This window comes from Paenibacillus sp. FSL M8-0334 (genome assembly GCF_038000405.1).
Classification (GTDB): Bacteria; Bacillota; Bacilli; order Paenibacillales; family Paenibacillaceae; genus Paenibacillus_AQ; species Paenibacillus_AQ campinasensis.
Genome location: NZ_JBBOCH010000002.1, coordinates 1,352,892 through 1,375,219 on the forward strand (window position 1 = coordinate 1,352,892; position 22,328 = coordinate 1,375,219).

25 protein-coding genes and 1 riboswitch are annotated in these 22,328 nt (G+C 52.8%); of the genes, 21 read left to right on the top strand and 4 right to left on the bottom strand.

What is annotated here, in order from left to right:
* Nucleotides 1-281 precede the first annotated feature (281 nt).
* The 6 genes from MKX64_RS20365 (at nt 282) to MKX64_RS20390 (ending at nt 6,287) form a co-directional block, all read left to right on the top strand.
* Nucleotides 282-1,445 carry an ROK family transcriptional regulator gene (locus MKX64_RS20365; protein ID WP_230875758.1) on the top strand — a complete coding sequence of 388 codons (1,164 nt, stop codon included), beginning with the start codon at nt 282-284 and terminating at the stop codon, nt 1,443-1,445.
* A gap of 25 nt (nt 1,446-1,470) precedes the next feature.
* Nucleotides 1,471-2,478 (top strand): asparaginase, encoded by a 1,008-nt coding sequence (locus tag MKX64_RS20370; protein WP_095266283.1) that lies wholly within the window; start codon nt 1,471-1,473, stop codon nt 2,476-2,478.
* Between the two features lie 26 nt (nt 2,479-2,504).
* Nucleotides 2,505-3,986, top strand: coding sequence for a M17 family metallopeptidase (locus tag MKX64_RS20375; RefSeq protein ID WP_341037179.1), 1,482 nt, complete (start codon nt 2,505-2,507; stop codon nt 3,984-3,986).
* Nucleotides 3,987-3,994: 8 nt separating this feature from the next.
* On the top strand, nt 3,995-4,699 hold the full coding sequence (locus MKX64_RS20380) for a copper homeostasis protein CutC (protein WP_341037181.1): 705 nt from the start codon (nt 3,995-3,997) through the stop codon (nt 4,697-4,699).
* Between the two features lie 406 nt (nt 4,700-5,105).
* A riboswitch (cyclic di-AMP (ydaO/yuaA leader) is annotated at nt 5,106-5,246 on the top strand.
* Nucleotides 5,247-5,251: 5 nt separating this feature from the next.
* Nucleotides 5,252-5,728 carry a C40 family peptidase gene (locus MKX64_RS20385; protein WP_095266286.1) on the top strand — a complete coding sequence of 159 codons (477 nt, stop codon included), beginning with the start codon at nt 5,252-5,254 and terminating at the stop codon, nt 5,726-5,728.
* A 43-nt stretch (nt 5,729-5,771) separates the two neighbouring features.
* Nucleotides 5,772-6,287, top strand: coding sequence for a 2Fe-2S iron-sulfur cluster-binding protein (locus tag MKX64_RS20390; protein ID WP_176475609.1), 516 nt, complete (start codon nt 5,772-5,774; stop codon nt 6,285-6,287).
* Between the two features lie 88 nt (nt 6,288-6,375).
* Here MKX64_RS20390 and MKX64_RS20395 read toward each other — a convergent pair whose 3' ends face one another.
* Nucleotides 6,376-6,894, bottom strand: coding sequence for a DUF4183 domain-containing protein (locus tag MKX64_RS20395; protein WP_155618458.1), 519 nt, complete (start codon nt 6,892-6,894; stop codon nt 6,376-6,378).
* A 401-nt stretch (nt 6,895-7,295) separates the two neighbouring features.
* On the opposite strand from MKX64_RS20395, the gene MKX64_RS20400 reads away from it, so the two are divergent.
* Together MKX64_RS20400 and MKX64_RS20405 are read left to right on the top strand one after the other, a co-directional pair.
* Entirely contained in the window at nt 7,296-7,709 is a 414-nt protein-coding gene (locus tag MKX64_RS20400; RefSeq protein ID WP_095266288.1) for a DUF4183 domain-containing protein, read from the top strand.
* Between the two features lie 155 nt (nt 7,710-7,864).
* A complete protein-coding gene (locus MKX64_RS20405) occupies nt 7,865-8,398 on the top strand; it encodes a hypothetical protein (RefSeq protein ID WP_095266289.1) in 534 nt (177 codons plus the stop codon).
* Nucleotides 8,399-8,485: 87 nt separating this feature from the next.
* On the opposite strand, the gene MKX64_RS20410 is transcribed toward MKX64_RS20405, so the two are convergent.
* Both MKX64_RS20410 and MKX64_RS20415 read right to left on the bottom strand, forming a co-directional pair.
* Nucleotides 8,486-8,773 (bottom strand): CD3324 family protein, encoded by a 288-nt coding sequence (locus MKX64_RS20410; RefSeq protein ID WP_095266290.1) that lies wholly within the window; start codon nt 8,771-8,773, stop codon nt 8,486-8,488.
* Between the two features lie 726 nt (nt 8,774-9,499).
* Nucleotides 9,500-10,990 (bottom strand): aldehyde dehydrogenase family protein, encoded by a 1,491-nt coding sequence (locus tag MKX64_RS20415; RefSeq protein WP_095266314.1) that lies wholly within the window; start codon nt 10,988-10,990, stop codon nt 9,500-9,502.
* A 196-nt stretch (nt 10,991-11,186) separates the two neighbouring features.
* Between MKX64_RS20415 and MKX64_RS20420 the strand changes: the two genes are divergently transcribed.
* The 7 genes from MKX64_RS20420 to MKX64_RS20450 all read left to right on the top strand — a co-directional run bounded on the left by MKX64_RS20420 (nt 11,187) and on the right by MKX64_RS20450 (nt 15,907).
* Complete coding sequence (locus MKX64_RS20420) at nt 11,187-11,993, top strand: Cof-type HAD-IIB family hydrolase (RefSeq protein WP_155618456.1); 807 nt, start codon at nt 11,187-11,189, stop codon at nt 11,991-11,993.
* A gap of 160 nt (nt 11,994-12,153) precedes the next feature.
* Nucleotides 12,154-12,600, top strand: a complete 447-nt coding sequence (locus MKX64_RS20425) for a MarR family winged helix-turn-helix transcriptional regulator (RefSeq protein ID WP_095266292.1) — start codon at nt 12,154-12,156, stop codon at nt 12,598-12,600.
* Nucleotides 12,601-12,749: 149 nt separating this feature from the next.
* The gene (locus MKX64_RS20430; protein WP_341037187.1) at nt 12,750-13,781 is read left to right on the top strand and encodes an NADH:flavin oxidoreductase/NADH oxidase; all 1,032 of its coding nucleotides are present in this window, start codon (nt 12,750-12,752) and stop codon (nt 13,779-13,781) included.
* Nucleotides 13,782-14,014: 233 nt separating this feature from the next.
* Nucleotides 14,015-14,491 (top strand): hypothetical protein, encoded by a 477-nt coding sequence (locus MKX64_RS20435; protein WP_244908225.1) that lies wholly within the window; start codon nt 14,015-14,017, stop codon nt 14,489-14,491.
* A gap of 147 nt (nt 14,492-14,638) precedes the next feature.
* A complete protein-coding gene (locus tag MKX64_RS20440; protein ID WP_230875757.1) occupies nt 14,639-14,833 on the top strand; it encodes a hypothetical protein in 195 nt (64 codons plus the stop codon).
* 33 nt (nt 14,834-14,866) lie between these two features.
* A complete protein-coding gene (locus MKX64_RS20445) occupies nt 14,867-15,145 on the top strand; it encodes a hypothetical protein (protein WP_095266296.1) in 279 nt (92 codons plus the stop codon).
* A 132-nt stretch (nt 15,146-15,277) separates the two neighbouring features.
* Complete coding sequence (locus tag MKX64_RS20450; protein ID WP_095398841.1) at nt 15,278-15,907, top strand: DedA family protein; 630 nt, start codon at nt 15,278-15,280, stop codon at nt 15,905-15,907.
* A gap of 45 nt (nt 15,908-15,952) precedes the next feature.
* Here the strand turns inward: MKX64_RS20450 and MKX64_RS20455 are convergent, their stop codons facing one another.
* A complete protein-coding gene (locus tag MKX64_RS20455) occupies nt 15,953-16,192 on the bottom strand; it encodes a hypothetical protein (protein ID WP_095398842.1) in 240 nt (79 codons plus the stop codon).
* 242 nt (nt 16,193-16,434) lie between these two features.
* Here MKX64_RS20455 and MKX64_RS20460 point away from each other — a divergent pair, with 242 nt between their 5' ends.
* The 6 genes from MKX64_RS20460 to mnhG are packed head-to-tail and all read left to right on the top strand — an operon-like array spanning nt 16,435 to nt 22,241.
* Nucleotides 16,435-19,290: a Na+/H+ antiporter subunit A gene (locus MKX64_RS20460; RefSeq protein WP_095266299.1), complete on the top strand. Its 2,856-nt coding sequence runs from the start codon at nt 16,435-16,437 to the stop codon at nt 19,288-19,290.
* Between the two features lie 2 nt (nt 19,291-19,292).
* The gene (locus tag MKX64_RS20465) at nt 19,293-19,631 is read left to right on the top strand and encodes a Na(+)/H(+) antiporter subunit C (protein WP_095266300.1); all 339 of its coding nucleotides are present in this window, start codon (nt 19,293-19,295) and stop codon (nt 19,629-19,631) included.
* The gene (locus MKX64_RS20470; RefSeq protein ID WP_155618454.1) at nt 19,624-21,105 is read left to right on the top strand and encodes a Na+/H+ antiporter subunit D; all 1,482 of its coding nucleotides are present in this window, start codon (nt 19,624-19,626) and stop codon (nt 21,103-21,105) included. Before MKX64_RS20465 ends, MKX64_RS20470 begins: the two co-directional genes overlap by 8 nt.
* Nucleotides 21,106-21,110: 5 nt before the next feature.
* Nucleotides 21,111-21,590 (top strand): Na+/H+ antiporter subunit E, encoded by a 480-nt coding sequence (locus MKX64_RS20475; protein WP_095266302.1) that lies wholly within the window; start codon nt 21,111-21,113, stop codon nt 21,588-21,590.
* Nucleotides 21,587-21,874 (top strand): Na(+)/H(+) antiporter subunit F1, encoded by a 288-nt coding sequence (locus MKX64_RS20480; protein WP_095266303.1) that lies wholly within the window; start codon nt 21,587-21,589, stop codon nt 21,872-21,874. Before MKX64_RS20475 ends, MKX64_RS20480 begins: the two co-directional genes overlap by 4 nt.
* Nucleotides 21,858-22,241, top strand: a complete 384-nt coding sequence (gene mnhG, locus MKX64_RS20485; RefSeq protein ID WP_095266304.1) for a monovalent cation/H(+) antiporter subunit G — start codon at nt 21,858-21,860, stop codon at nt 22,239-22,241. Before MKX64_RS20480 ends, mnhG begins: the two co-directional genes overlap by 17 nt.
* The last annotated feature ends 87 nt before the right edge of the window (nt 22,242-22,328 follow it).

Below are 22,328 nucleotides of genomic sequence, written 5' to 3' on the forward strand. Positions count from 1 at the left end.
TTAAATTATAAAGCATCATTCCGAGTTGATCTGTCGATCAATGACAGTTTTAAAAACAACCGGGCTTCATTAAAGCGCTTCATTTGACAGATTGAAAAAATAGGCTGCAGTGAAGTGTCATCTATATTGACACTCTTTTGGAGGGGGCTTAGTATTAATGTCATTGGAGAATAAATAGAGAGAAAGCGACATGTTTTTTTCCAAAGTAGTGATCGTTTCTATGGCTTGATGGGAGTGCAGATGATGTAAGGCTCTATGGACGAAATGAATTAGGGGATGTCATGATGAAGAAGCTTGATCAAGACGATATGAAGCGGCAAAACAGGTCAACGGTTTTCCAAATCATCAAGCAGCATCAGCCGATCTCCAGAGCAGCAATCGCCAAGCAGACAGGAATGAGCCCGACCACGGTAAGCCGAATTATTGCGGAATTTTCCGATGAAGGCTATGTGGTGGATATGGAGGAGCAGGCGTCGGCCGGACGGGGAAGAAAGTCCACGCTCATCCGGCTACGCGAACATTCCGTGCTGTCGGTAGGGGTCCAGATTGATCGCGAATTCGGCATGCTGGGCATCGTCGATGTCCAGGGCAATGTCATGACAAGCACCAGCTTTGCCAGAGAACCGGGAGAAGCTGCCGAAACGACGGCCCGCCGCATCGGCGGGAAGCTGACGGAGCTTGTGGAGGCGAGCGGCTTGGACCGCTGCCGTCTCGTTGGCCTCGGAATCGGGGTTCCAGGCATCGTCAATGTGGAGGACGGCACGGTGCGGTTGTCAGTGCAGCTTGGCTGGAGAGAGGTCGGGCTTGCCGGGATGATCACCGAGACAACCGGTCTTCCGGTTGTCGTGGATAATGAGCTGAAGCTGAAGGGGCTGGCGGAGCAGCTGAGAGGCGCGGCGCAAGGATCGAGCCGGACCGTGCTGCTCGGATTTGGCCATGGCGTAGGCTCGGCCTTGATTCGCCGAGGGGAAATTTATCGCGGTGCCACGAACAGCGCGGGAGAGATCGCGCATATGATGATGAATCCGCAGGGGATGATGTGTGATTGTGGCAATGTAGGCTGCCTGCAGACGTTCATCACCATACCTTCGCTGCTGTCGGAAGCGCGAAAGATGGAGCCGATCGACACATTTGGAGAGCTGTTTGAGCAGTGGCAGAGCGGGAAGCGCTGGGCTTCTTTTTTGCTGGAACAGGCACTGGTTTATATGGCGATGACGGTGAACAATGTGGTCAGCATGTATAATCCGGATCGGGTGATCGTTAGCGGAGAGATGATTGATCCATATCCGGAAATTTATGAGGCTTTGGTTGATCTTTGCCGTACAAAATATATCTGGGAGCCCCTTCGCGGCACCTTTTCCATCTCGCGCTCCGACCTTGCTCGGCATGGCGTGCTGATTGGCTCGGGATTGGTCGCCCAGAATGTCTATTTTCAATTAAATTAAGCACAGGTAGCAGGAGGAATGCGACATGGGATTTGTTCCATTAGTAGAGGAGTATCGCGGTGAGGCGCTGGAAAATGTGCACTATGGCGCGATCAGCGTGGTTGATGAGAATGGAAAGGTGCTGTACGCTGCGGGCGATCCGCATCACCAGACATTTCTGAGATCGGCGGCGAAGCCGTTTCAAGCCATCCCGGTGCTGAAGAGACGGGTGGATGAATTGTACGGGTTGTCTGGCAAGGAGACCGCCTTGTTTGCCGCTTCCCACCGAGGTGAAACCTTCCATATTGAAGCGTTGGAGTCGATTCTGCGCAAGACGGGGATCGTGGAAGAGAATCTGTACTGCGGCCCTGCATATCCGCTTAATGAGGCGGCGCGGGCCGAGCGGCTTCGGGCTCACGAGTCGAAACGGCGCATCTTCCATAATTGCTCGGGCAAGCACAGCGGACTGATCGCATTGTGCAAGCACATGGGATGGGATGAAGAGACCTACTACATGCCGGATCATCCGCTGCAGAAGGAAATTGTGGCAACCCTGGCGGCCATAGCCGAGGTTCCCGAGTCGTCCATATCGCTCGGGGTGGATGGCTGCGGGCTGCCGATCTTCGCGATTCCGCTCGACAAAATTGCGTATGCTTATATGAAGCTGGCTTGTCCTGACCGGATTGAGGATGCGGAGACAGCGGCAGCGGCAGCAAAAATGGCCAGGCTGATGAACGAGTATCCAGATATGATTGCGGATACCCGCTTCGTATGCTCGGCTTTGCTTAAGGATCCGAATTTGACGGCCAAAGGCGGCGCAAAGGGGGTATACGGCATCGGTCTTCGCCGTGAGCGCATCGGGATTTCGCTCAAGGTGTCTGATGGATCAGAGCAGGTGTGGCCTTGTATCATCGGCTCCATTCTGGAGCGGCTCGGGTATGCCAACCAAGCGACGATCGACCGGCTGTACGAGGTTGTGCCTAACGAGATCTATAATGATGGGGGCACACTTGTCGGCTATCGCCGGCCTGTTTATGAATGGAATGCGAAATGATCACCGAGAAGGAGGACGCTCACGCAATGCGGATTACGATCGATGCCGGAAAGACGGTGGACACAGCAATTTATGCATTATACGAGGGGGATTCGCATCTTTTTCCCTTCAGTGAACTGAACAAGCGCCCCCATACCCTGACCTGGATTTATGCCCGTAACCCGGGGGAGCAGGACTGGCTGGCCGTCGGCATGGGGGAAGCCAGCCGTGCGACACGGGAACAGGTGCGCCGGACAGGCGCTGCCTGTGTCAGAGCGATGATGAAGGAGCAGCGTTCCGGCGCGGAGTTGATCCGATCCAGCTGCGGATCGGCACATGAAGGCAAAGGCTTGTCCCCGGAAGAGGAGCTGCAGGCATGGGCGGAAGGCTGGCTCTATGGATTGTATCGATTCACGAAGCATCGCGGACGGGAGGCGTATCAGCCGGAAGCAACCTTGAACTTGCGGCTGCAGGACTGGCCGGAACTGACAAGGGAGCAGATTCAAGACATCCTTCACAGGGCGGCCGTTCGGTCGGAGGGGACCCGGCTCGCGCGCGATCTCGTCAATGATTCGCCTGAGTTGCTGAACCCGGAAGCGTTTGTCGAGTTGGTATGCGGGCGCTGGAAGGAGCAGCCGGTGCAAATCCAGGTATACCGTGGCCAGGAACTGGCAGAGCGTCAGATGAACGGCCTGCTGGCCGTCGGGGCAGGCAGCAGGCATGAGCCGGCTTTAATCGAAATTACATACCGTCATGCACCCGATCCGGACGAGCTGCCGATCGCCCTTGTCGGCAAAGGGATTACGTTCGACATGGGCGGCATGAACGTCAAGACAGGGCGAGACATCAGTGATGCCCGCATGGACATGGGGGGTGCGGCGGCAGTAATCGGGGCGATGGATATATTGATATCCAGCCGCGCCCGGGTGAACGCCGTCGCCCTCATTGCCGTGGCAGACAATCTGCCAGGGCCGGATGCGATGCTCCCGTCTTCGGTCATCCGATATCCGAACGGCCTGACCGTCCAGGTGGCGAATACGGACGGAGAGGGGCGGCTCATCCTGGCTGATGCGCTGCTTCATGCCGCCGCAATGGGCGTTCGCAAAGTGATCGACATTGCAACGCTTACAGGCAATATCGGCACGGCGCTTGGACTTGAGCTTGCCGGCATATGGGGCGATGAAGAGATCACGCGTGATCTGGTTGAGATCGGGGAGCGCAACGGGGAACGGCTGTGGCCGATGCCGCTCGTGGAGGAATATGTGTCCGACCTGCGGAGCGATTATGCTGACCTGCGCAATGTCGGTGCCTCGCCGCTGGCCGGAGCGATTTCAGCGGCGCTGTTCATCCGTCATTTCGTGGATGAAGACATGCAGTGGGTTCATATCGATATGGCTGGAACCGTTCAGTACAAGCGGGAGTATCCTCACGCGGCGGCCGGGGCGACCGGATATGGTGCCCGGCTGCTGGCGGATTATGTACAGAAGCAGTTTCCGTCCCCAGTGAATCCTGCTTCGGATAGGAGGTGAGGAAGGGCATGCTGCTGGAAGTCATTGCAACCTGTGTCCAGGACGCGATCACCGCCGAACATAGTGGCGCAGACCGGCTGGAGCTGATCACCGCCTTTACCGAAGGAGGGCTGACTCCTGGGATCGGTATGGTTCAAGAGGTTGTTCGTGCGGTTCAGATTCCGGTTCATGTGATGGTTCGTCCACACAGCCGTTCTTTCATCTACGATGCGTGGGACATCGCGACGATGGTCGCGGAGATCAAGGCGATTCGCAGCACAGGTGCTGCCGGAATCGTGCTTGGCGCGCTGACGGAGGACGGGATGATTGACGAACGCGCACTGGAGCAGATGCTTGCTGCAAGCGGAAGCTTGCAGGTTACTTTTCATCGGGCGTTCGATGAGCTGAAGGATCAGATGTCGGGGCTGGAGGTGCTGAAACAGTATGCTCCGGTTACGCGCATTCTGACATCGGGCGGCAAGCCGAAAGCGTGTGATGCCGTTCCGAGAATTCGCCAGCTGGTCGAAGCGGCGCAGGACAGCCATATCCGGATCTTGGCGGGCAGCGGCTTGAGCCGGGCGATGATCCGGGATTTTGTTGAGCAGACGGGCGTATCCGAAGTGCATTTCGGGACATCGGTTCGTTACGGGCAATCGGCGCTCGCGCCGATTCACCCTGAAGAGCTGCGACGGGTTGCAGCCGCGCTGCAGCCGCTGCGCGAGTCAGCGAAGTGAAGATCTGACTTCGCTGCAGCCGGAAGAAGGACGGCAACAAGGCCATTCGAAGGTATCGAATGGCCTTTGTTCCATTGCAAATAATCTGAATTATGGGTATTCAGGACGGGGCGCTGCGCTGTGCAAGGATCGTTAGCAGGGTTAAGTTGATTCATTGGTTAGCCCGGTTAAAGGCCCTTTGAAAGGCGAAATTAAAAGGTTAGTTAAAAGTCAGTTGAATTTTTGTAAACAACAAGAAAGTTTCATAGAGTAACACAATTGTCATGTTTTTTAACCTTGTATTAGGCGGCCGATGGGCTTCGTTTATAGTGGAATCGACACGATAAAACAATTGTCGGACAATTCCAAGGATATTATTGACATTATGCGGGCTTGTATACTATATTAGAGAAGGTTACAAAACGTTAATGAATTTTTGCCGAATTTCGTCTGTAGAAAACGGGGGAACCATTCCGGGTGAATTATTCCCATGCTTTGCATTGAAGGGAATATAGGGAGCCTTCTACCGAACCCTTAGCTAACTCCGTAGGCATCGAAGGGAGTATGTATCTTTTGAAGAAGTTGGTTATTTCTTTATTAGGGTCTGCGATTATTTTTTCTTCTGGTGCCATGACCGCATTTGCGAATGAACAGCCAAGCTTTCAACGCGAGGTCAAACAGCTGGTGGGTACTCCTTATAAGTGGGGTGGATCAACTCCTCAAGGGTTTGATTGCTCCGGATTCGTATTATACATATTTAGAAATTTCGATCTGAATTTGCCTCGTACATCTGAAGGCCAAGCCAAAGTCGGCGAGCATGTCGATAAAGATGATTTGCGTGTAGGAGACCTTGTCTTTTTCAACACAAGCGGTAAGGGGATCTCCCATGCAGGCGTTTATATCGGAGATGGACAATTTGTACATGCTTCCAGCAGCAAAGGGGTCAGAATCAGCAAACTGACCGAATCCTATTATCAGACCCGCTACGTAACGGCTCGGCGCGTGCTGGATCAGGAAAGTTATGCGAAGCTGGTGGGTGTGGCAAGCTAATTCGTCTACATATGAATTGTGACATAGAAGGACCGGCGAAGATATGTTAGCCGGTCCTTTCCTGTTGGCAGATTTCATAATCAAGAGGACAGGTTATAATAAGAAGCAGGAAGTGGAAGCGGAGAGCAACCATTGGGAAGAACAGCAGGGAGGGAGCGCATTGATCAAGTGGTGGAGGAAATGGATCAAAGGGGATGAAGCAGGGAAGACAAGCGAACCTGAGTCTAAGGAGGCTGGGGAAACGGCGCAGCCGGTAGGCGAGGCGGTCGTCGAACTGCGGGGCCGCAATGTTCAGCGCAAGGTTGTACCGGTCACCGGCCTGACGATTCTGGAATTGGCAGAGAGGAATGAAGTGGATTGGAATTCTTTCTGCAAGCGGGGAACTTGTGCGCGCTGCCGTTGTCTAGTCATCGAGGGAGCCGAGCATTTATCTGAACCGAACCTGGCGGAGGAGCGCAGGCTTGATCCGGAGGAGATTGATGAAGGCTACCGGCTTGGGTGCCAGAGCAAGCTTGCCTCCACCGGTGCTGTGATCATTAAGCATGCACCTTATTTTTGAGCGCGGTAGAACATGGGCTGAAGCAAGGGAGAAGCGGATGCGGCATCTGGTTCTCCCTTGCTGTTTTTGTTTATAGAAGCCGGGCCGATCATGGCAGAACTGCTGCATCAAACCGGAGCACCTCCAGCAGCACTGGGGTGCCGGCTTGCAGGAGGTCGCCTGGGGAGGAGATGGTGAGTGCGGTGCTTGTAACAGAATAGATGGCCGCCTCCTGAACGATTCCGTTGATGTATAACCGCGAGTACCCGCTGGGAGTCACGTCCATAATACTGGTGACCGGCGCTCCGCTATTGTCCGTGAATTGATCGGCATTGATCACGAGCGGCGGGTCCAGCGGAACCGGCGCTGCGGTGGTATAGAAGTACCGCTCCAGCATGGGCAAAACAACGATCTGAGGGATGAGGGCGGAGCCTGGTATTCCCTGAGGCCCTTGCGGACCTGGGGGTCCTGGCGGTCCTGGCGGTCCCTGAGGGCCTGGCAGTCCTGGAGGACCCAGCGCTCCGGGAGAACCCGGTCCGCCTGGCTGTCCTGGTGGTCCCGGCCAGCCGGCATCTCCCTGATTGCCGGGAGCACCGGGCTGACCGGGAGGACCGGATAGGCCTGGCATGCCTGCGGCTCCCGGAGGCCCGGCAGATCCGAGAGTTCTCCATTCTGTGCGGGAACGGCCTTGCCGGGGCCGTCTTCGGGAACAGAGGCGCCGTCTGCTTCGCTGCCCACGCTTCTTGATCTTGCAGCGGCGCAGGGATCTTGCTGCGGTCTTGCTAACGCATTGGCCCAGATAAATCACCTCCTCCTGTCTGTCTTTACGGTAACATATGCGCGGACCCCGCTATCGGAATAGACGTCCACATAGGCCGATGGAATATTGCCGAAAAACTTGCAATGAATGATAGAATCTAGTTTGTTGTCTGAATCCAAAGTCGGTGATCGAACATTTAATAAGATAGCAGCATCCTAAGCTGCTGATCGTGAACACGCATATTTCTGGATAGGGAAGGGGGAAACCGCATGCCTGTTATCAAACCCGTGATTACGGCGATTGCCAGCGAGCCGGTTGCTACCGGGGGTGAAATCACAACGACAGTAACACCTGCGGTTACGCGATTTTTTGCCGCTGTAGCGGCGGAAATGATCGGTGCTGATGCCACGACCATGCCGGCAGGGAGCTTCATTGATGATTCCGGGGCGCTCATTACGGAATTTCCGGCTTTGGCGGCGACAGACTATGTCAATGTGTATATTAATGGAATGCTGCAGCAAGCTTCACTCTTCACACTATCTACCACCGATTTAGTGCTGGATGCGATTGATGTGCCAGTCGGCGTTCCTGTTCTGATCGAGATTGGAAGTTTCGCAGGCACTTCTTCAACGATCACAGCCCAGCCTACAATTTCGGCGCCTACGATTACGATTATTAGCTGATGGCATGAGCAAGTTGTCCCTGGCGGTGCCAGGGACAACCCTTATCATAGAAGCCGAAGTCTAGGCCTGGAATACATACGGGAGAGCGATGCTTATTTTCAACGTATGCCGGGAAGGTTAAAGTTACAATACGACAGCAGGAAGGAGGGGAGACAGTGCCGCGCAATTTGGAATATGTGCCTTATGGTTATGAGCCGCCAGCAACCGGCAGCAAGGGGACTTTAATCTATTATGATCTGTTTGAGCCTGTGGAGCTACCTCTGCTTGAGGATGCTGTGAAGCTGATGCATAGAAGATCGTTCTCCAGACTGGTTCTGTATCCGCTGCATGAAGAGACGGCCAAACGGATGTTCAAGGGCAAAGTGAGACCTTTTTACAAGCGGGAGCGGGAATTGGAAGAATGGATGATGGACAAGGAAGGTCAAAGCATCGTGCTGGAGTCCTTTGAATCCAAACGGAGAAAATATACGCCGATGGATACAGCGCTTCGCCATCTTGTTGATAAGTACAACGGGCCGTATTTTGTGCTGTTGACTGGGGAAATGGCCAACGCCTTTGCGTCGTTCAGCTCGTTCGAGGATTGGATCGTGAAGCTGCGATTGATTCTGTTGTCGGAGCCGCAGTATGTGCATCCGCGGCTGGAGAAATATCGGCATCGGTGGGATTTGAGCGAGGATGAACGGGGATAAATCCGGATAAAAATTGAAAGGGACTGGCCCCTTGTGGGAACAGTCCTATTTATAAATCCGCAGGTAGAGCCGCAGGCTCTCACCGCCTTAGCTCCCCACACGGGTAAGTTTAAGTTTACTAATAATTTTGCGGACGCTTTCCCCTGACAGGTAGTAGGTCCGTTCCAATTCTTCGATTGTCCGTCCTTTACAGTAGGCGCGGTACATCTCCAAATTGCGTCGTTTAATGCGTTCTTTGGAACCGCTTAGTTCACCCCAGCCGGCTCTTTGCTCGCTTTGTTTCGGTATGTAGAGAAGTTCTCCGTCTATATACTGTTGAATTTGCTGCAGCAGCTCGGGGGGAAGCACTTCTCTTCCGTTTTTGTATTGGCCCATCGATACCCTCCTCTTTCTGTATCCAACTGCAAGTTATCGTTAGGTTTCAAAACAATTGCATTGATCATGCTTTCCCTCCTCCTTTCGTGAAATTTAAATGGGTTTCATTGCATTCTTCGTCATATTCGAGTTCACAGTCAAAAATATATAGGGAGCCCCGAGGGGCTCCCTGGTAACGGGTATTCGCTTACGCGAATACCACCTCGTGGATCTGAATCAATTCGTTCAGCCTCCTTTCCGCTCATTTCGTCGGCCCGACATGTATATTAAGCCATAGAATGATATGGAAAAGCAAGAGAGAAAACAATATTAATTGTTTTTTACCAGACCGGGGGTTCCTTAGTGATTCGGTTTATAAAAATCGGCTCCATGTCCGTTCATCGCATACAGCTACCCTATCAGGCTGCAAGTCTATTATAGCACCGAGAAGTCGCACTTGACCGCACTTGACGCTGGACGCCCTGAGAACAATGAGTTATTCAAAAGGGGAGCCCTAACCGGGCTCCCCTTGATGCGGCGTCCGCTTACGCGGAAACCACCTCGTTATTCTGAATCAATGCATTCAGCCTCCTTTCGAATCAACTTATCCGGCCGGATAAGTCTATTTAACCACAGACGGCTTACGGAACCCAGTGAATAAACAAGCTTAATTGTTTTTTACCATTCGTATTAAACGCGCAAGAGTAATGAATGGAGCCGTTACCCTGCCCCCAGGTTGACTGGACTTTACTCCGGAATGTACGGCAGATCAAGCTCGTTCGGCAAATTGATCACATGGGTCTCCGTGTAGGAGATAATGCCGTCAATCCCGTATTCGCGGCCAACGCCGGACTGCTTGACACCGCCGAACGGGAAGCGCACATCCAGGCCCTGAACGGCAGCAGTGTTGATCATCGTGGTGCCTGCTTCAATGCGGCGGGCAACCTTGATCGCTTCTTCCTCCGGTCCCCACACGGAACTTGTAAGGCCGTAGATGCTTTCATTATGCAGTTCAATCACTTGCTCGATATCATCATAAACTAACAACGGCACCGTCGGGCCGAATTGCTCCTCGACCACGATGGGATCGCGGTAATCGCATCCGAGCACGAGTGTCGGCTGCAGGAAGTAGCCTTGCTCGAACAGCTCCGGATCGATAATTTCGCCGAGCTTAATAACTTCTGCGCCTTTATTCCTTGCGTCATCAACCAGTTTTTGTACATATTCCTTCTGGTTTTTGTTGTTGACGGGGCCGACGGTTGTATTCGGATTGAACGGTCCGCCGACCCGTATCCATTGATTGGCAGCTTCAACATATTTTTTAACAAAATCATCATAGATCGAGCGGTGTACATACATCCGTTTGGCAATCATGCAGATCTGCCCGGCTGTCAAAAAGTTGGAGATGACAATCCGTCGCATATCTTTCTTGTTGTTGACATCGAAGCCGGGGAGAATGATGGCGGCATCGTTTCCGCCCAGCTCCAGCGTCATCTTTTTGATTGTCTCTGAAGCAGCCTTCATAATATGCTTGGCGGTATTGGTGCCGCCGGTAAAGGCGATTTTGGCCACCTTCGGGTTGGACGTCAGCTCCACGCCGACATCGGCTTCGCCGTGGACAATGTTAATGACCCCCGGCGGAAATTCATGGGCAATTATCTCGACCACCTTGGTGACGGCCAGCGGAGCGAACGGGCTAGGCTTCAGCACGAGCGTGTTGCCTGCCAGCAGTGCTGGAGCGATCTTGATCGTGGATAAAGAGATCGGATAGTTCCAGGGAGAAATGGCAGAAACGACGCCGATCGGGTCATGGGTGATGATCGTTTTGCCTTTTTCATGCTCCTTGTATTCCTCTTGCGTTGCTTCCTTGACATTGTCACAGGCGAATTCCATCCACATGATCGAGATGGCAAATTCACCCTCGGAATCGTACAGCGGTTTCCCATGCTCGAGCGACAGCAGCCGGGCCAGCTCGGGAGTTGCTTCCTTCAATTTGGCAATCGCTCGGCGCATCCGCGTGATGCGATCGTCCACAGATGTCCATTTCCAGGTTTTGAACGCTTCATAAGCGGCATCGATGGCTTGGGCAGCCTGCTCGCGTGTCGTGACAGGCGCATAGCATACAATTTCGTTAGGATTCGCCGGATTTTCGCGCGGGAACTGCTGTTCTGATTCCACCTTCTCACCGTTAATAATCGCATATACGGCAAGAGGCTGGTTCGTTTCCATCGTAGTCATCAGCAATACCTCTCTTCTTTAATGAATCTGAGGGTTATTATGAGATGGGCTTGCGGGAAATATTCTTTGACGTCTGTTCTTCGGATGAACAGAAGGAGAGCCTGCACGGATCTGAATTCATGGAATAGCACTTGCTCTGGAATGCTTTTCATCATTTACAATAACGTTGGGCACACTTAGCTGGGAGGCGAGAGAATTGACAAAAAGAATGATATTTTTCGATATTGACGGAACCTTGCTTGATCATGATAAACAGATCCCGCCAAGCACCCGGGATTCGATCCGGCGGCTGCAGGAGGCGGGGCATGATGTGGCGATTGCGACAGGGCGGGCTCCGAGCGGATTTGAAGATGTGCGAAGGGAGCTGAATATCGATACGTATGTCAGCTTGAATGGCCAATACGTTGTGTATAAGGGCAAACCGGTGTATCAAAATCCGATTTCACTCGACCAGCTGCAGAAGCTCACAGAGCTTGCCGCTTCCCATGACCATCCGCTGATCTATGCCGGAAGCGAGCAGATGCGAATGAGCGTTCCGCAGCATGTTCACATTGACTCTACATGGGGGGAGCTGAAGATGACGATACCGGCGTATGATCCGGAATACTATTTGAATGAGCCGATATATCAAGTCGTTCTGTTCTGTACTGAGGAAGAGGAAGAAATGTATATCCGGCAATTTCAGGATCAGATTGATTTTGTGCGCTGGGGGGATGTCGGAACGGATGCGCTGCCTTCTGGCGGGTCCAAGGCAGAGGGGATCAAACGGTTGATTACGGCCCTTGGTGTCCAGGCTGAAGATGTGGTCGCTTTCGGCGATTATTTAAACGATGTAGAAATGCTTGGCTATGTTGGTCATGGGGTGGCGATGGGCAATGCGCCGGATATTGTGAAGAAGGCGGCACGTTATGTTACCCGGGCCGTGGATGAGGATGGCATTCAGCACGGGCTTCAAATGCTCGGCTTGCTTGACGGGAAGCCGGAGCTAAAGCCGATAAGCTGATGACCGGCCAGCGTACTTCACGGGGATGCAGCCATGCCATTCCTTGGGCATCCTGTTTGACGACTTGAACAGCTGCTTGATATGATAAGTAATCAACACGGTGCAATCCGGCTTCACGCCGAGGCGGTTGATCACTACAGAAGAGCAGGTGAATGCAAGGATGTCAGCACATCAGGGACCGGGAATACTTACCGATTGGCTGTCTTTAACGTATGTTCACACGATAATTAATCATGAGCTGGAAACGATGCTTCAGCGAGAGTTTGACATGTCGCTGAATGAGTTTTATGTGCTTCTGTTCCTGTCCGAAGCCCCGGAGAAGAAGCTGCGTCTGCAGCAGCTGCAGAGCATGGTAGGATTAAGCCAGAGCGCCATGTCGAGGCTGGTCAGCCGCTTCGAAGAGAAGGGCTGCGGCGCACTGGAGCGAAAAATATGCGATGATGACCGCCGGGGCGTGTACACCTCGCTGACCCCGATCGGAGAAGATAAGCTGAGTAAAGCGTCGGCAGCGGTCAACCTTGTGTTAGAGCGGGAACTGCTGGGCAATGACAAAATCATGCATGGACTGCAGGCGGTCATGAGCCGATTGAACAACAATCAGCCATAGACAACAACCGGCAAGTGCTCTAGAGCGCTTGTCCGAACGATTTACGCCTGCTGTCCGATCTTTTCTTGACTTGACGTCAACCAACAGGTCTGGTATTTTAAATGCATGCACATGCATCTAATTTGGATATAGAATAAGGAGATGTGACCATGGAGAACCTGTTTACTCCCTATACAATCAAAGGCCTGGAGCTGAAAAACCGGGTCGTTATGCCACCGATGTGTCAGTATTCCGTCACGAACAAGGACGGCATCGCCAACGACTGGCATTATGTTCACTACACCAGCCGCGCCATTGGCGGAGCCGGGCTTATCATTATAGAAATGACGGACGTAGAGCCGGACGGCCGGATTACCGACTATGATCTGGGCCTGTGGTCTGATGAGCAGGTTCCTGCGCTTGCCCGCATTGTGGATTCCATTCATGCGCACGGTGCCAAAGCGGCGATCCAGATCGCGCATGCGGGTCGGAAAGCGGAAGATGCCAGCACGCCGGTTGCGCCGTCGGCCATTGCTTTTGACGAGAACTCCAAGACGCCAAGAGCGCTCACAACCGAAGAGGTACGCGAAATGGTTGAGAAATTCCGCCGCTCGGTTCGGCGCGCTGTTCAGGCGGGTTTTGACGCCATTGAACTGCACGGGGCCCACGGTTACCTGATTCACCAGTTCCATTCGCCGCTCACGAACCAGCGCACGGATGAATATGGTCAAGACCTTGCGCTGTTCGGCAAGCAGATCATCAAGGCAGCGAAGGAAGAAATGCCTGCGGACATGCCGCTTATTATGCGCATTTCTGCACAGGAATACGTTGTAGGCGGCTACGGCATCAAGGAAAGTCTGGCGCTGGCCAAAGAATATCAGCAAGCGGGCGTCGACATGTTCCATGTGAGCGCTGGAGGCGAAGGCCCGATTGCAGCGGAGGGCAAACCGGGCACTCATGTCGCTTACCAGGTTCCTCTGGCCAGACAGATCAAGGAAGGACTGCAGGTGCCGGTCATCGCGGTCGGGCGACTGGATGAGGCGGGACTGGCGAACGCCGTCATCGGTAACCGCGATGCCGATCTTGTTGCGGTCGGCAGAGGCATGCTCCGCAATCCGTACTGGACGCTGGAGGCGGCTGCACAGCTTCGCAAGGAAATCGATGTGCCGAAGCAGTACCTGCCAGGGTTCCCGAGAAGATAATCTCCTCATGTAGAATCGAATATGGATCCGATACAGAGCCTTTCCGGGATATCGCCGCAGCGCGGCGCCTTCTTCCCGGAGAGGCTTTTTTCTTTTTGCCGACAAGCATATCGTCTCCTGGAAATCAAATTATAATTTCGACAGAACTGTGAAATAAATGTGTCAAAATTATGTACAATGGTGATATAATAAGAGAAAAGGGCCTGAAAACCCTTACAGGCTAATGGGAGTTGATGATATTGAAATACGCCATTCAATATTCCACCCGCATCAAGGATGTGCTGCTTGTCTCTTTGCTGGTCAGCATCGCCATGTTTCAGGTTGCGGCCTGGACGGCATTTGCTTATCCGGTTCTGTTCTATATCCAGATGGGGATCAATGTGATCATTGCGGCAGGGCTGGTCATTGAAAGCTACGCGCGACTGATCAAACGGGAAATCGAGATCGATCCGAATGCGGACACAATTGTTGTTAACGGAACGTCGGTATCGGCTGAGCAAGTTCAGGAAATTCGCATTTCAGGATGCGGCAAGGCGACGTTTGAGCTGAGCCTTAGAGGCAAGCAAGTCACCCCGATGCATTGCCGCTTCAAGTTCAAGGACAAGGACAGTGAAGGCGTTGGCGAGCTCTCCCGCTGGGCGGAAATGCATCGTATTCCACTGAAGAAGATCGGGCCGCAAACGCGGACGGCACCGTCGACGATGCCTTGATCTATGCTTGCATAAGACCCCAAAGCACTTGCCCTCGAAGACGAGGCAAGTGCTTTTTTTCATGTCCGTTACATTCGAAATCGGCGCAGGGTAATAGTATAATAGGGGTTAACCATTTGGCTATCTCTCGTCAAGCAAGGAGAATTTATGATGTTTACAGGTTGGAAGCTGTCTGTTCTAGGTATCATTATTGTAGGGGCTGCAGGGATCACAACATCTGCAGTCGGGCTCATCGAGCCGTGGAAGGCTGCTGCGTTATTCATTTTGTTTGTGTTGTTCATTGGGGCGCTCGAGCTACTGGACCGGATCAGCCGTTCCCGCAGCAAGAAGGACAAGGCTTGATACATACCCAAATATTCACCTGGAGGGAGCGCGATGTCCTGGATTGCCGTCCAGACGTATTACAAAATTCGAAGAGAAGTGACTGCGATTGAGCAGCGGACCGTGGAACAGGAGCGAACCATGTACTTGTACAAAGACCGGGTTGTCACCGCCTACAGGGAGTTCCCGATTGCGCAGGTGTTTGACTTGTCCTACCGCAAGATGGGCGGAGGCACGGAGGGATTCTTGTATTTGCACACCCAGCAGGGCGTATATGCATACACGGTTAAGGAGGATCCGGATCCATTCATCCAAGCGTTCAGAAATTTATAAAAACTGCTCAAGCTGCCGGTTCCCTGGTCTAAGGTCTGGTTATCATCCAAAACTATGGTCTGTTGTTAGGTGAGAACGCTTCATATATTCTAGAACAATATATGAAGCCGCTATGATTAGGAGGCCACCTGCTTGGATACATTGTTGATGTTTATCGAGCAATTTGGACACTACGCATTATTTCTTGTACTATGCCTCGGAGTTGTCGGGCTTCCGGTCCCGAACGAGGTGGTGGCCATGACAGGAGGAGCTCTGGCCGCTTCAGGACTGCTGGCGACAGCACCATCCTTTTTCATGATCTATCTGGGAGTATGCTCCGGCGCCACCGTTGGATACACGTTAAGCAGATATACGGCTGGCAGGCTGCTTGAACGGTACGCGGACCGCCAAGCGATTGGACGTTTTCTGAGGCTCTCGGAACGGCTCACGCGCCAATACGGAAACTATGCGATATGCATCAGCGCGTTTCTGCCCATTCTGCGGAATGTCACCCCTTACGCGGTAGGGATGAAGGGGATGAAGTATATCCGGTTTGCGCTGTTCTCCTACGCTGCTTCCCTGATATGGACGACCCTTTATTTCTCGATCGGCCGGTTTCTCGGGGATCAGGTCGTCGCTCATATTAGCACATTCATTAGCCAGTGCGGGTATTTTGCCTTCGGCATTCTGGCGGTGCTGTTTGTTATCGCGCTGATTGTGATGTTATTCAGACGCAGAGGGCGGAAGAAATCGAGTCAGCCGAATTTTCATATCGATGGATAAGGAGGAAGTCTCTGGTTTGCTGCCTTGTCGGCTTTCCCAGCCCGATTAAGGCTGTCTCGCCGGCTCCTCCTGGCGCGGACGAATCAGTTTTATATACTCCCTCGGCCTGAACTCCGGAGAGAATAGCGGGTCGTACCCCGTCTCATAATTTTGCACATTGAATTCACCCTCCGGTATGACGGTGGGCTGGCTGTAACGCCCCTGTAATCTCGACTCTGCCCAGGCGCCGAAGGCCAGGATCAGCACAAAGATAAGTACGGATACGACGATTTTTCTGGATCGCATATTAAACCACTCCTTTTCCTCAAGTGATTTCCTGAACGGGCCATTTTCATTCGTCCGCATCCCTTTGACAAAATGTAAAACTAAAGATATACTGATTTTCAGTGTGACATAAACAGCATATTTGTTTGACCTGGAGGAGCCTGCCAACACGCGGGCTTTTTTTGCGTTCTGGGGGGTCTTTTGCCAAAAAATCGGGGAATACTAGTGTAGGAGAAAAAAACGGATTATAGGAGGAGTAGAGATTGTCAACGCTGCATTTTGCCGTTATGGCACCTTTCATCGCAGCCTTGGTGGTACTGTTGATTTATAAGATCACAAGGCGCATCCACACCGGTTGGCTCATTCTTCCGGTTCCGGTTCTATTGTTTGTGTATTTTCTTGGTCTTATCCCTTCGATTCAGGCCGGGAATCCGGTTCATGAGGTGCTGGAGTGGATCCCTTCGCTCGGCATTAACTTTACCGTCTATCTGGACGGGTTAAGCCTCATATTCACATTGCTTATCTCAGGGATAGGCTCGCTTGTCGTACTGTACTCCATTTTTTATATGGATAAAAACAAAGAAGCTGTTCACCGATTTTACATCTACCTGCTGCTGTTTATGGGCGCCATGCTCGGTGTTGTGCTGTCGGATAACCTCATGGTGCTGTATGGCTTCTGGGAGATGACGAGCATATCATCCTTCCTGCTTATCGCTTTCTGGAACCACCGGGACAGATCGCGTTATGGCGCACTGAAATCTATGCTGATCACGGTATTTGGCGGATTGGCCATGCTTGCAGGATTTATCCTGCTATACGTGATGGCAGGCACATTCAGCGTTCGGGAGATTATTTCTAATCTACATACGATCACAGATCATGCGCTCTTCATTCCGGCGATGATTCTTGTGCTGCTGGGTGCCTTTACAAAATCAGCTCAGTTCCCGTTTCACATCTGGCTTCCGGATGCGATGGAGGCGCCGACGCCGGTCAGTGCATACCTGCACTCCGCCACGATGGTTAAAGCGGGAATTTATCTTGTTGCGCGTCTTAGCCCGGTGTTTGCCGGACACAGCCTGTGGTTCTGGCTCGTGTCGGCAACGGGACTTGTCACGCTGATCTACGCTTCGGTCCGTGCCATCAAGCAGACCGATCTTAAAGCGCTGCTCGCATTCTCGACGATCAGCCAGCTTGGACTGATTATGAGCTTGCTCGGACTCGGTTCAGCCGCGGCTTATTTCTCGGGAAGCGTAGATACGCTCATTTACACTAAGGCAACGACAGCTGCGGTGTTCCACTTGATGAACCATGCGATATTCAAGGGCGCGCTCTTTATGGTGGTCGGCATTGTCGATCACGAGACGGGAACCCGGGACATTCGAAGACTCGGAGGCCTCATGACCTTGATGCCAATCACGTTCACGGTGGCTGTCATCGGGGCGTTCTCGATGGCGGGGCTTCCGCCGTTTAACGGCTTCCTGAGTAAGGAAATGTTCTTCACGGCAGTTCTTCATGCCGCAAGCATGGAATTCTGGAATGTAGAGACCTGGGGAGTGCTGATTCCTATTGTGGCGTGGATTGCCAGTGTGTTCACGTTTGTATACAGCATGATTCTTGTGTTCAGAACGTTCACTGGACGCCTGCAGTCCGACAAGCTGGAGAAGCAGCCGCACGAAGCCCCGATCGGCATGCTGATTCCTCCGGTCATTCTGGCTTCCCTGGCGATTGTGTTCGGCCTGTTCCCGAACCTGCTCAGCTATTCGCTGATCGAGCCTGCCATGGCATCGATCCATCCGTCGCTGCTCCAGCCGGGTGGCTTCAATGTGAAAATTGAATTCTGGCATGGCTGGACGCCGGAGATATTCATGACGATCGCCATTATTATTGTCGGTACGCTGCTGTATTTCCTCCATGGCAAGCTGGCGGTGCTGAACACGGCGCTGACCCGCAAGCTGTCCCTGAATCATCTGTATGACTGGGGACTTCGCTCGCTTGAAGGCGGCGGCAGATCGGTAACGAAGAGCTATATGACAGGCTCGCTCCGTCATTATGTGCTCTATATCTTTGTATTTTTCATCGCGGTGCTGGGTGGAAGCTTGCTGCTTACGGACCATATTCGTTTTGACATATCAGAATTTGCGCCGATGTCCATCTACGAAGCTGCAGCGGTCATTGGCCTGGTCGTGCCGGCCATTGTGCTGCCATTCGTTCGCACGCGTCTGATGGCGATTATATTGACAGGTGCGATAGGGTACATGGTTGTGCTGTTCTTTGTCCTCTTCCGCGCACCGGATCTGGCACTCACCCAGATGATTGTCGAGACCGTATCGGTGATGCTGTTCCTGCTGTGCTTCTATCATCTTCCGAAGCTGAAGCGGGAGAAGGTCGCCATGAGTTTGAAATGGAAAAATCTGTTGATCTCTGCTGGCGCGGGTGCCGTAGTCACATTAATCGCACTTGCAGCCAGCAGCGACCGGGCGTTTGAATCGATTTCCGAGTTCTTTGTGAAGGAAAGCTATACCCTCGCGGGCGGGAAAAATATCGTTAACGTCATCTTGGTAGACTTCCGGGGATTTGATACGATGCTCGAAGTCATGGTGCTTGGCATCGCCGCCCTGGGCATCTTTGCCCTGATCAAGGTGGATTCGGGCGAAGGCGTTCTGGGAAAAAGGGAGGCTGCAAGCGACCTTCATTTGCCAAACAGCAATGATGTCATTTTGCGCACCATTTCCAGAGTCGTCATCTTTATCGTACTGGCGTTCTCCTGGTATCTGTTCATGGCGGGTCACAACGAGCCGGGCGGCGGCTTCATTGGCGGCTTGATGACAACAGCTGCATTGGTGCTGCTCTCTATGGCTTACGGCATGGATATGACCAAAAACATCATTCCTGTGTCGTTCCGCAGAATGACTGCCATCGGTCTTATGATTGCTCTGCTGACCGGGGTCGGATCCTTCCTGTTCGGCGCGCCGTTTCTCAGCCATGCCTTTGATTATTTTGACTTGCCGCTGCTTGGGGAGACCGAGCTGGCCACCGCCGTTCTGTTTGATCTCGGGGTGTACCTGGCTGTCGTCGGCGTCACGATGACGATTATCAACTCGATTGGGAGGGACAACTAACCGTGGAACTATATATGGCACTTGCAATCGGCGTTCTGTTCGCCGTGGGCTTGTATCAGATTCTGTCCAAGAGCCTGCTGCGGATCATTCTGGGCACATCCTTGTTAACCCACGGCGTTCATCTGCTGCTGCTCACGATGTCCAGACTGAAGACCGGAGCAGCTCCGCTGCTCGGGGAGAAAGCGGCTGCCTATGCGGATCCGCTCCCGCAAGCGCTGATTTTGACCTCGATCGTAATCAGCTTTGGTGTAACATCCTTTTTCTTTGTTTTGGCGTACAAGGCTTATCAGCGCCTGGGCACCGACGATATGGAAGAGCTGAGGGGGCGGGAAGATGAATAATGTATTGGTGCTCCCGCTAATTATTCCGCTGTTTACAGCGATTGTGCTTATTTTCTTGACCCGCAACATATCCGCCCAGCGCTGGATCAGTGTTATCAGCGTGCTGGTGAATATCGCGGTTGCCGGATTTATGGTATATCAGGTCCATGCCGAAGGTATTCAGACGCTGTACATGGGCGGATGGCTTCCGCCGCATGGCATCGTATTCGTGGCCGATATGCTCGCGGCTTTGCTTGTGCTCACAACGATGGTTGTAGCCGCAGGCTGTTTGCTCTATTCGTTCCGGACGATTGGAGAAGACCGAGAGAAGCATTATTTTTATACTTTTTATCAGTTTCTTCTGGCAGGCGTAATCGGCTCCTTCCTGACGGGAGATTTGTTCAACCTGTTCGTCTGCTTTGAAGTGATGCTGATCGCTTCCTATGCCTTGATTGTGCTCGGCGGTACGAAGCGTCAGCTTAGAGAAACGCTGAAGTACATGCTGATCAACATCATTTCGTCTACGCTGTTTGTAGCGGGTGTAGCGTATTTGTACGGCACGGTCGGCACGCTGAATATGGCGCATCTGTCCCAGCGCATCGCAGAGGTGGAGCAGGTCGGCGTACTGTCGGTGATCGGCATTCTGTTCCTGATTGTATTCGCACTGAAGGCGGGATTGTTCCTGTTCTATTGGCTGCCGGGATCCTACAGCGCGCCGCCAATCGCAGTTTCCGCTCTGTTCGGTGCTCTGCTGACCAAGGTGGGGCTGTATGCCATTCTTAGAACGTTTACGCTCATTTTCTATCATGATACGGGCGGCATCCATGAAATTATCGGCTGGATGTCGGCGGCTACGATGATTCTCGGAGCCTTCGGTGTTGTAGCCTATAAAGATATTTTGCGGATCTTCAACTACAATATCATTATCAGCGTAGGCTTTATCGCCTTCGGGATCTCCGTTGCGACACGGGATTCCTTGGACGGCGCGGTATTCTATCTGATCCACGACATGCTGGCCAAAGCGCTTCTATTCGTTCTCGGCGGCATGCTGATTGCCGGGGCAGGAACCGACAAGCTTGGCGGCATGGGCGGATTGATGCGTCGTTATCCGGCGGTAGGCTGGATGTTCTTTATCGTTGCCTTGGCGCTTGTCGGCATTCCGCCGCTGAGCGGCTTCCTCGGCAAAGTGCTGCTGGTTCGCGGCGGCCTGGACGAAGGGCATTACTGGCTGACGGCTTTGGCGCTTGCCTCGAGTCTGATGGTGCTGTATTCCCTGATCAAGGTGTTTATGGCCGCGTTTTGGGGTGAGAGCAAAGAGATGGACCAAGCTGAACCGGCACCGATTCACCGTTCGGCCTACGTTGCGGCGATTGGGCTGACTGTGGTGGTGGTTGCGGTCGGAGTTGGCTCGGAGTGGGTGTATTCCTTGGCTACTCAGGCCGGTGCGGTGCTCTCGGATCCATCATTATACATTGAAGCCGTATTAAAGGAGTAGAGGATATGGGCCATCAAATTGTATTAAATATCATCATCGCGCTGGTATGGATGTTCTTGAAGAATCACTGGTCTTTTCAGCAGTTTGTGATCGGCTATCTGGTCGGGATTCTGATGATCGGATTGTTGAGCCGTTTCTGGCCGAATTCCTTCTATCTGCGCAAGCTGTGGTCTGTAATTCTTCTACTGCTGCTGTTTTTGAAGGAGCTTGTGAAATCGAGTTTTACAGTGCTGGGACAGATTATGCGTCCGAAGTTGAACATTCGGCCGGGCATCTTCGCTTACAGAACAGAGCTGAAAACAGACTGGGAGATTACCGTTCTATCCTGTCTGATCTGCCTTACGCCGGGCACCTTGACGATGGAGGTGTCCCGCGAAGGGAATATGCTCTATATTCATGCGATGGACATCAATGACAAGGATGAGCTGGCAGAACAAATTCGCGGCTCATTCGAGCGGGCGATCAAGGAGGTGACCCGGTCATGATGGATGGATTTCTGATTACATCGCTTGTCGTGCTCTCGCTTGCCATTCTCGGCTGTCTGTACCGATTGATCAAGGGGCCGTCGATGAACGACCGGATTATTGCGCTGGATACGATCGGCATTTTGCTGCTGTCGATGATCGCGGTGCTGTGCATGCTGTTCCGGACGCAGGTCTATTTCGATATCATCTTGCTGATCGGGATTCTAACCTTTATCGGTACTACGGCGCTGGCCAGATATATAGAGAGGGGTGATGTCATTGAACGCGATGAGCCAAATCGGTGAATTTCTGATCGGCTTGATTGTACTGCTTGGCTCGGTGCTTGGGGCGTTGAGCGCATTTGGCCTCATTCGCCTGCCGGATGTGTATCTGCGATCGCACGCCGCTACCAAAAGTGCTACACTTGGCGTCCTGCTCATTCTGGCAGGAGCGTTCCTGTACTTTACCTTCTATCTGGATCACGTCAGTGCGAAGCTGCTGCTCGGGATTGTGTTTGTATTCATTACCGCCCCGGTGGCAGGACATCTGAACGGCCGGGCAGCCTATCGCTCGGGCGTCTCCCTGTGGGAGAAGAGTGTTGCCGATGATCTGAAACCTGCCTTGAAGCAGGAGCGTGAACGTAAACAGGCTCAAGAGAAAGCGGAAGGCTAACAGTAAACGGAAGGCTAACAGTAAACGGAAGGCTAACAGAAAGGCTCCGCGCTTATCCCTTTAAGGGAAGGGCGGAGCCTTTTTATA

What these genes read in the sequence shown, in the direction of transcription:
- MKX64_RS20365 (WP_230875758.1), top strand. Translation starts at nt 282, where the DNA reads ATGATGAAGAAGCTTGATCAAGACGATATGAAGCGGCAAAACAGGTCA.
- MKX64_RS20370 (WP_095266283.1), top strand. Translation starts at nt 1,471, where the DNA reads ATGGGATTTGTTCCATTAGTAGAGGAGTATCGCGGTGAGGCGCTGGAA.
- MKX64_RS20375 (WP_341037179.1), top strand. Translation starts at nt 2,505, where the DNA reads ATGCGGATTACGATCGATGCCGGAAAGACGGTGGACACAGCAATTTAT.
- MKX64_RS20380 (WP_341037181.1), top strand. Translation starts at nt 3,995, where the DNA reads ATGCTGCTGGAAGTCATTGCAACCTGTGTCCAGGACGCGATCACCGCC.
- MKX64_RS20390 (WP_176475609.1), top strand. Translation starts at nt 5,772, where the DNA reads ATGTTAGCCGGTCCTTTCCTGTTGGCAGATTTCATAATCAAGAGGACA.
- MKX64_RS20395 (WP_155618458.1), bottom strand. Translation starts at nt 6,894, where the DNA reads ATGCCAGGCCTATCCGGTCCTCCCGGTCAGCCCGGTGCTCCCGGCAAT.
- MKX64_RS20400 (WP_095266288.1), top strand. Translation starts at nt 7,296, where the DNA reads ATGCCTGTTATCAAACCCGTGATTACGGCGATTGCCAGCGAGCCGGTT.
- MKX64_RS20410 (WP_095266290.1), bottom strand. Translation starts at nt 8,773, where the DNA reads ATGGGCCAATACAAAAACGGAAGAGAAGTGCTTCCCCCCGAGCTGCTG.
- MKX64_RS20415 (WP_095266314.1), bottom strand. Translation starts at nt 10,990, where the DNA reads ATGACTACGATGGAAACGAACCAGCCTCTTGCCGTATATGCGATTATT.
- MKX64_RS20425 (WP_095266292.1), top strand. Translation starts at nt 12,154, where the DNA reads ATGTCAGCACATCAGGGACCGGGAATACTTACCGATTGGCTGTCTTTA.
- MKX64_RS20430 (WP_341037187.1), top strand. Translation starts at nt 12,750, where the DNA reads ATGGAGAACCTGTTTACTCCCTATACAATCAAAGGCCTGGAGCTGAAA.
- MKX64_RS20435 (WP_244908225.1), top strand. Translation starts at nt 14,015, where the DNA reads ATGATATTGAAATACGCCATTCAATATTCCACCCGCATCAAGGATGTG.
- MKX64_RS20440 (WP_230875757.1), top strand. Translation starts at nt 14,639, where the DNA reads ATGATGTTTACAGGTTGGAAGCTGTCTGTTCTAGGTATCATTATTGTA.
- MKX64_RS20445 (WP_095266296.1), top strand. Translation starts at nt 14,867, where the DNA reads ATGTCCTGGATTGCCGTCCAGACGTATTACAAAATTCGAAGAGAAGTG.
- MKX64_RS20455 (WP_095398842.1), bottom strand. Translation starts at nt 16,192, where the DNA reads ATGCGATCCAGAAAAATCGTCGTATCCGTACTTATCTTTGTGCTGATC.
- MKX64_RS20470 (WP_155618454.1), top strand. Translation starts at nt 19,624, where the DNA reads ATGAATAATGTATTGGTGCTCCCGCTAATTATTCCGCTGTTTACAGCG.
- MKX64_RS20475 (WP_095266302.1), top strand. Translation starts at nt 21,111, where the DNA reads ATGGGCCATCAAATTGTATTAAATATCATCATCGCGCTGGTATGGATG.
- MKX64_RS20480 (WP_095266303.1), top strand. Translation starts at nt 21,587, where the DNA reads ATGATGGATGGATTTCTGATTACATCGCTTGTCGTGCTCTCGCTTGCC.
- mnhG (WP_095266304.1), top strand. Translation starts at nt 21,858, where the DNA reads ATGAGCCAAATCGGTGAATTTCTGATCGGCTTGATTGTACTGCTTGGC.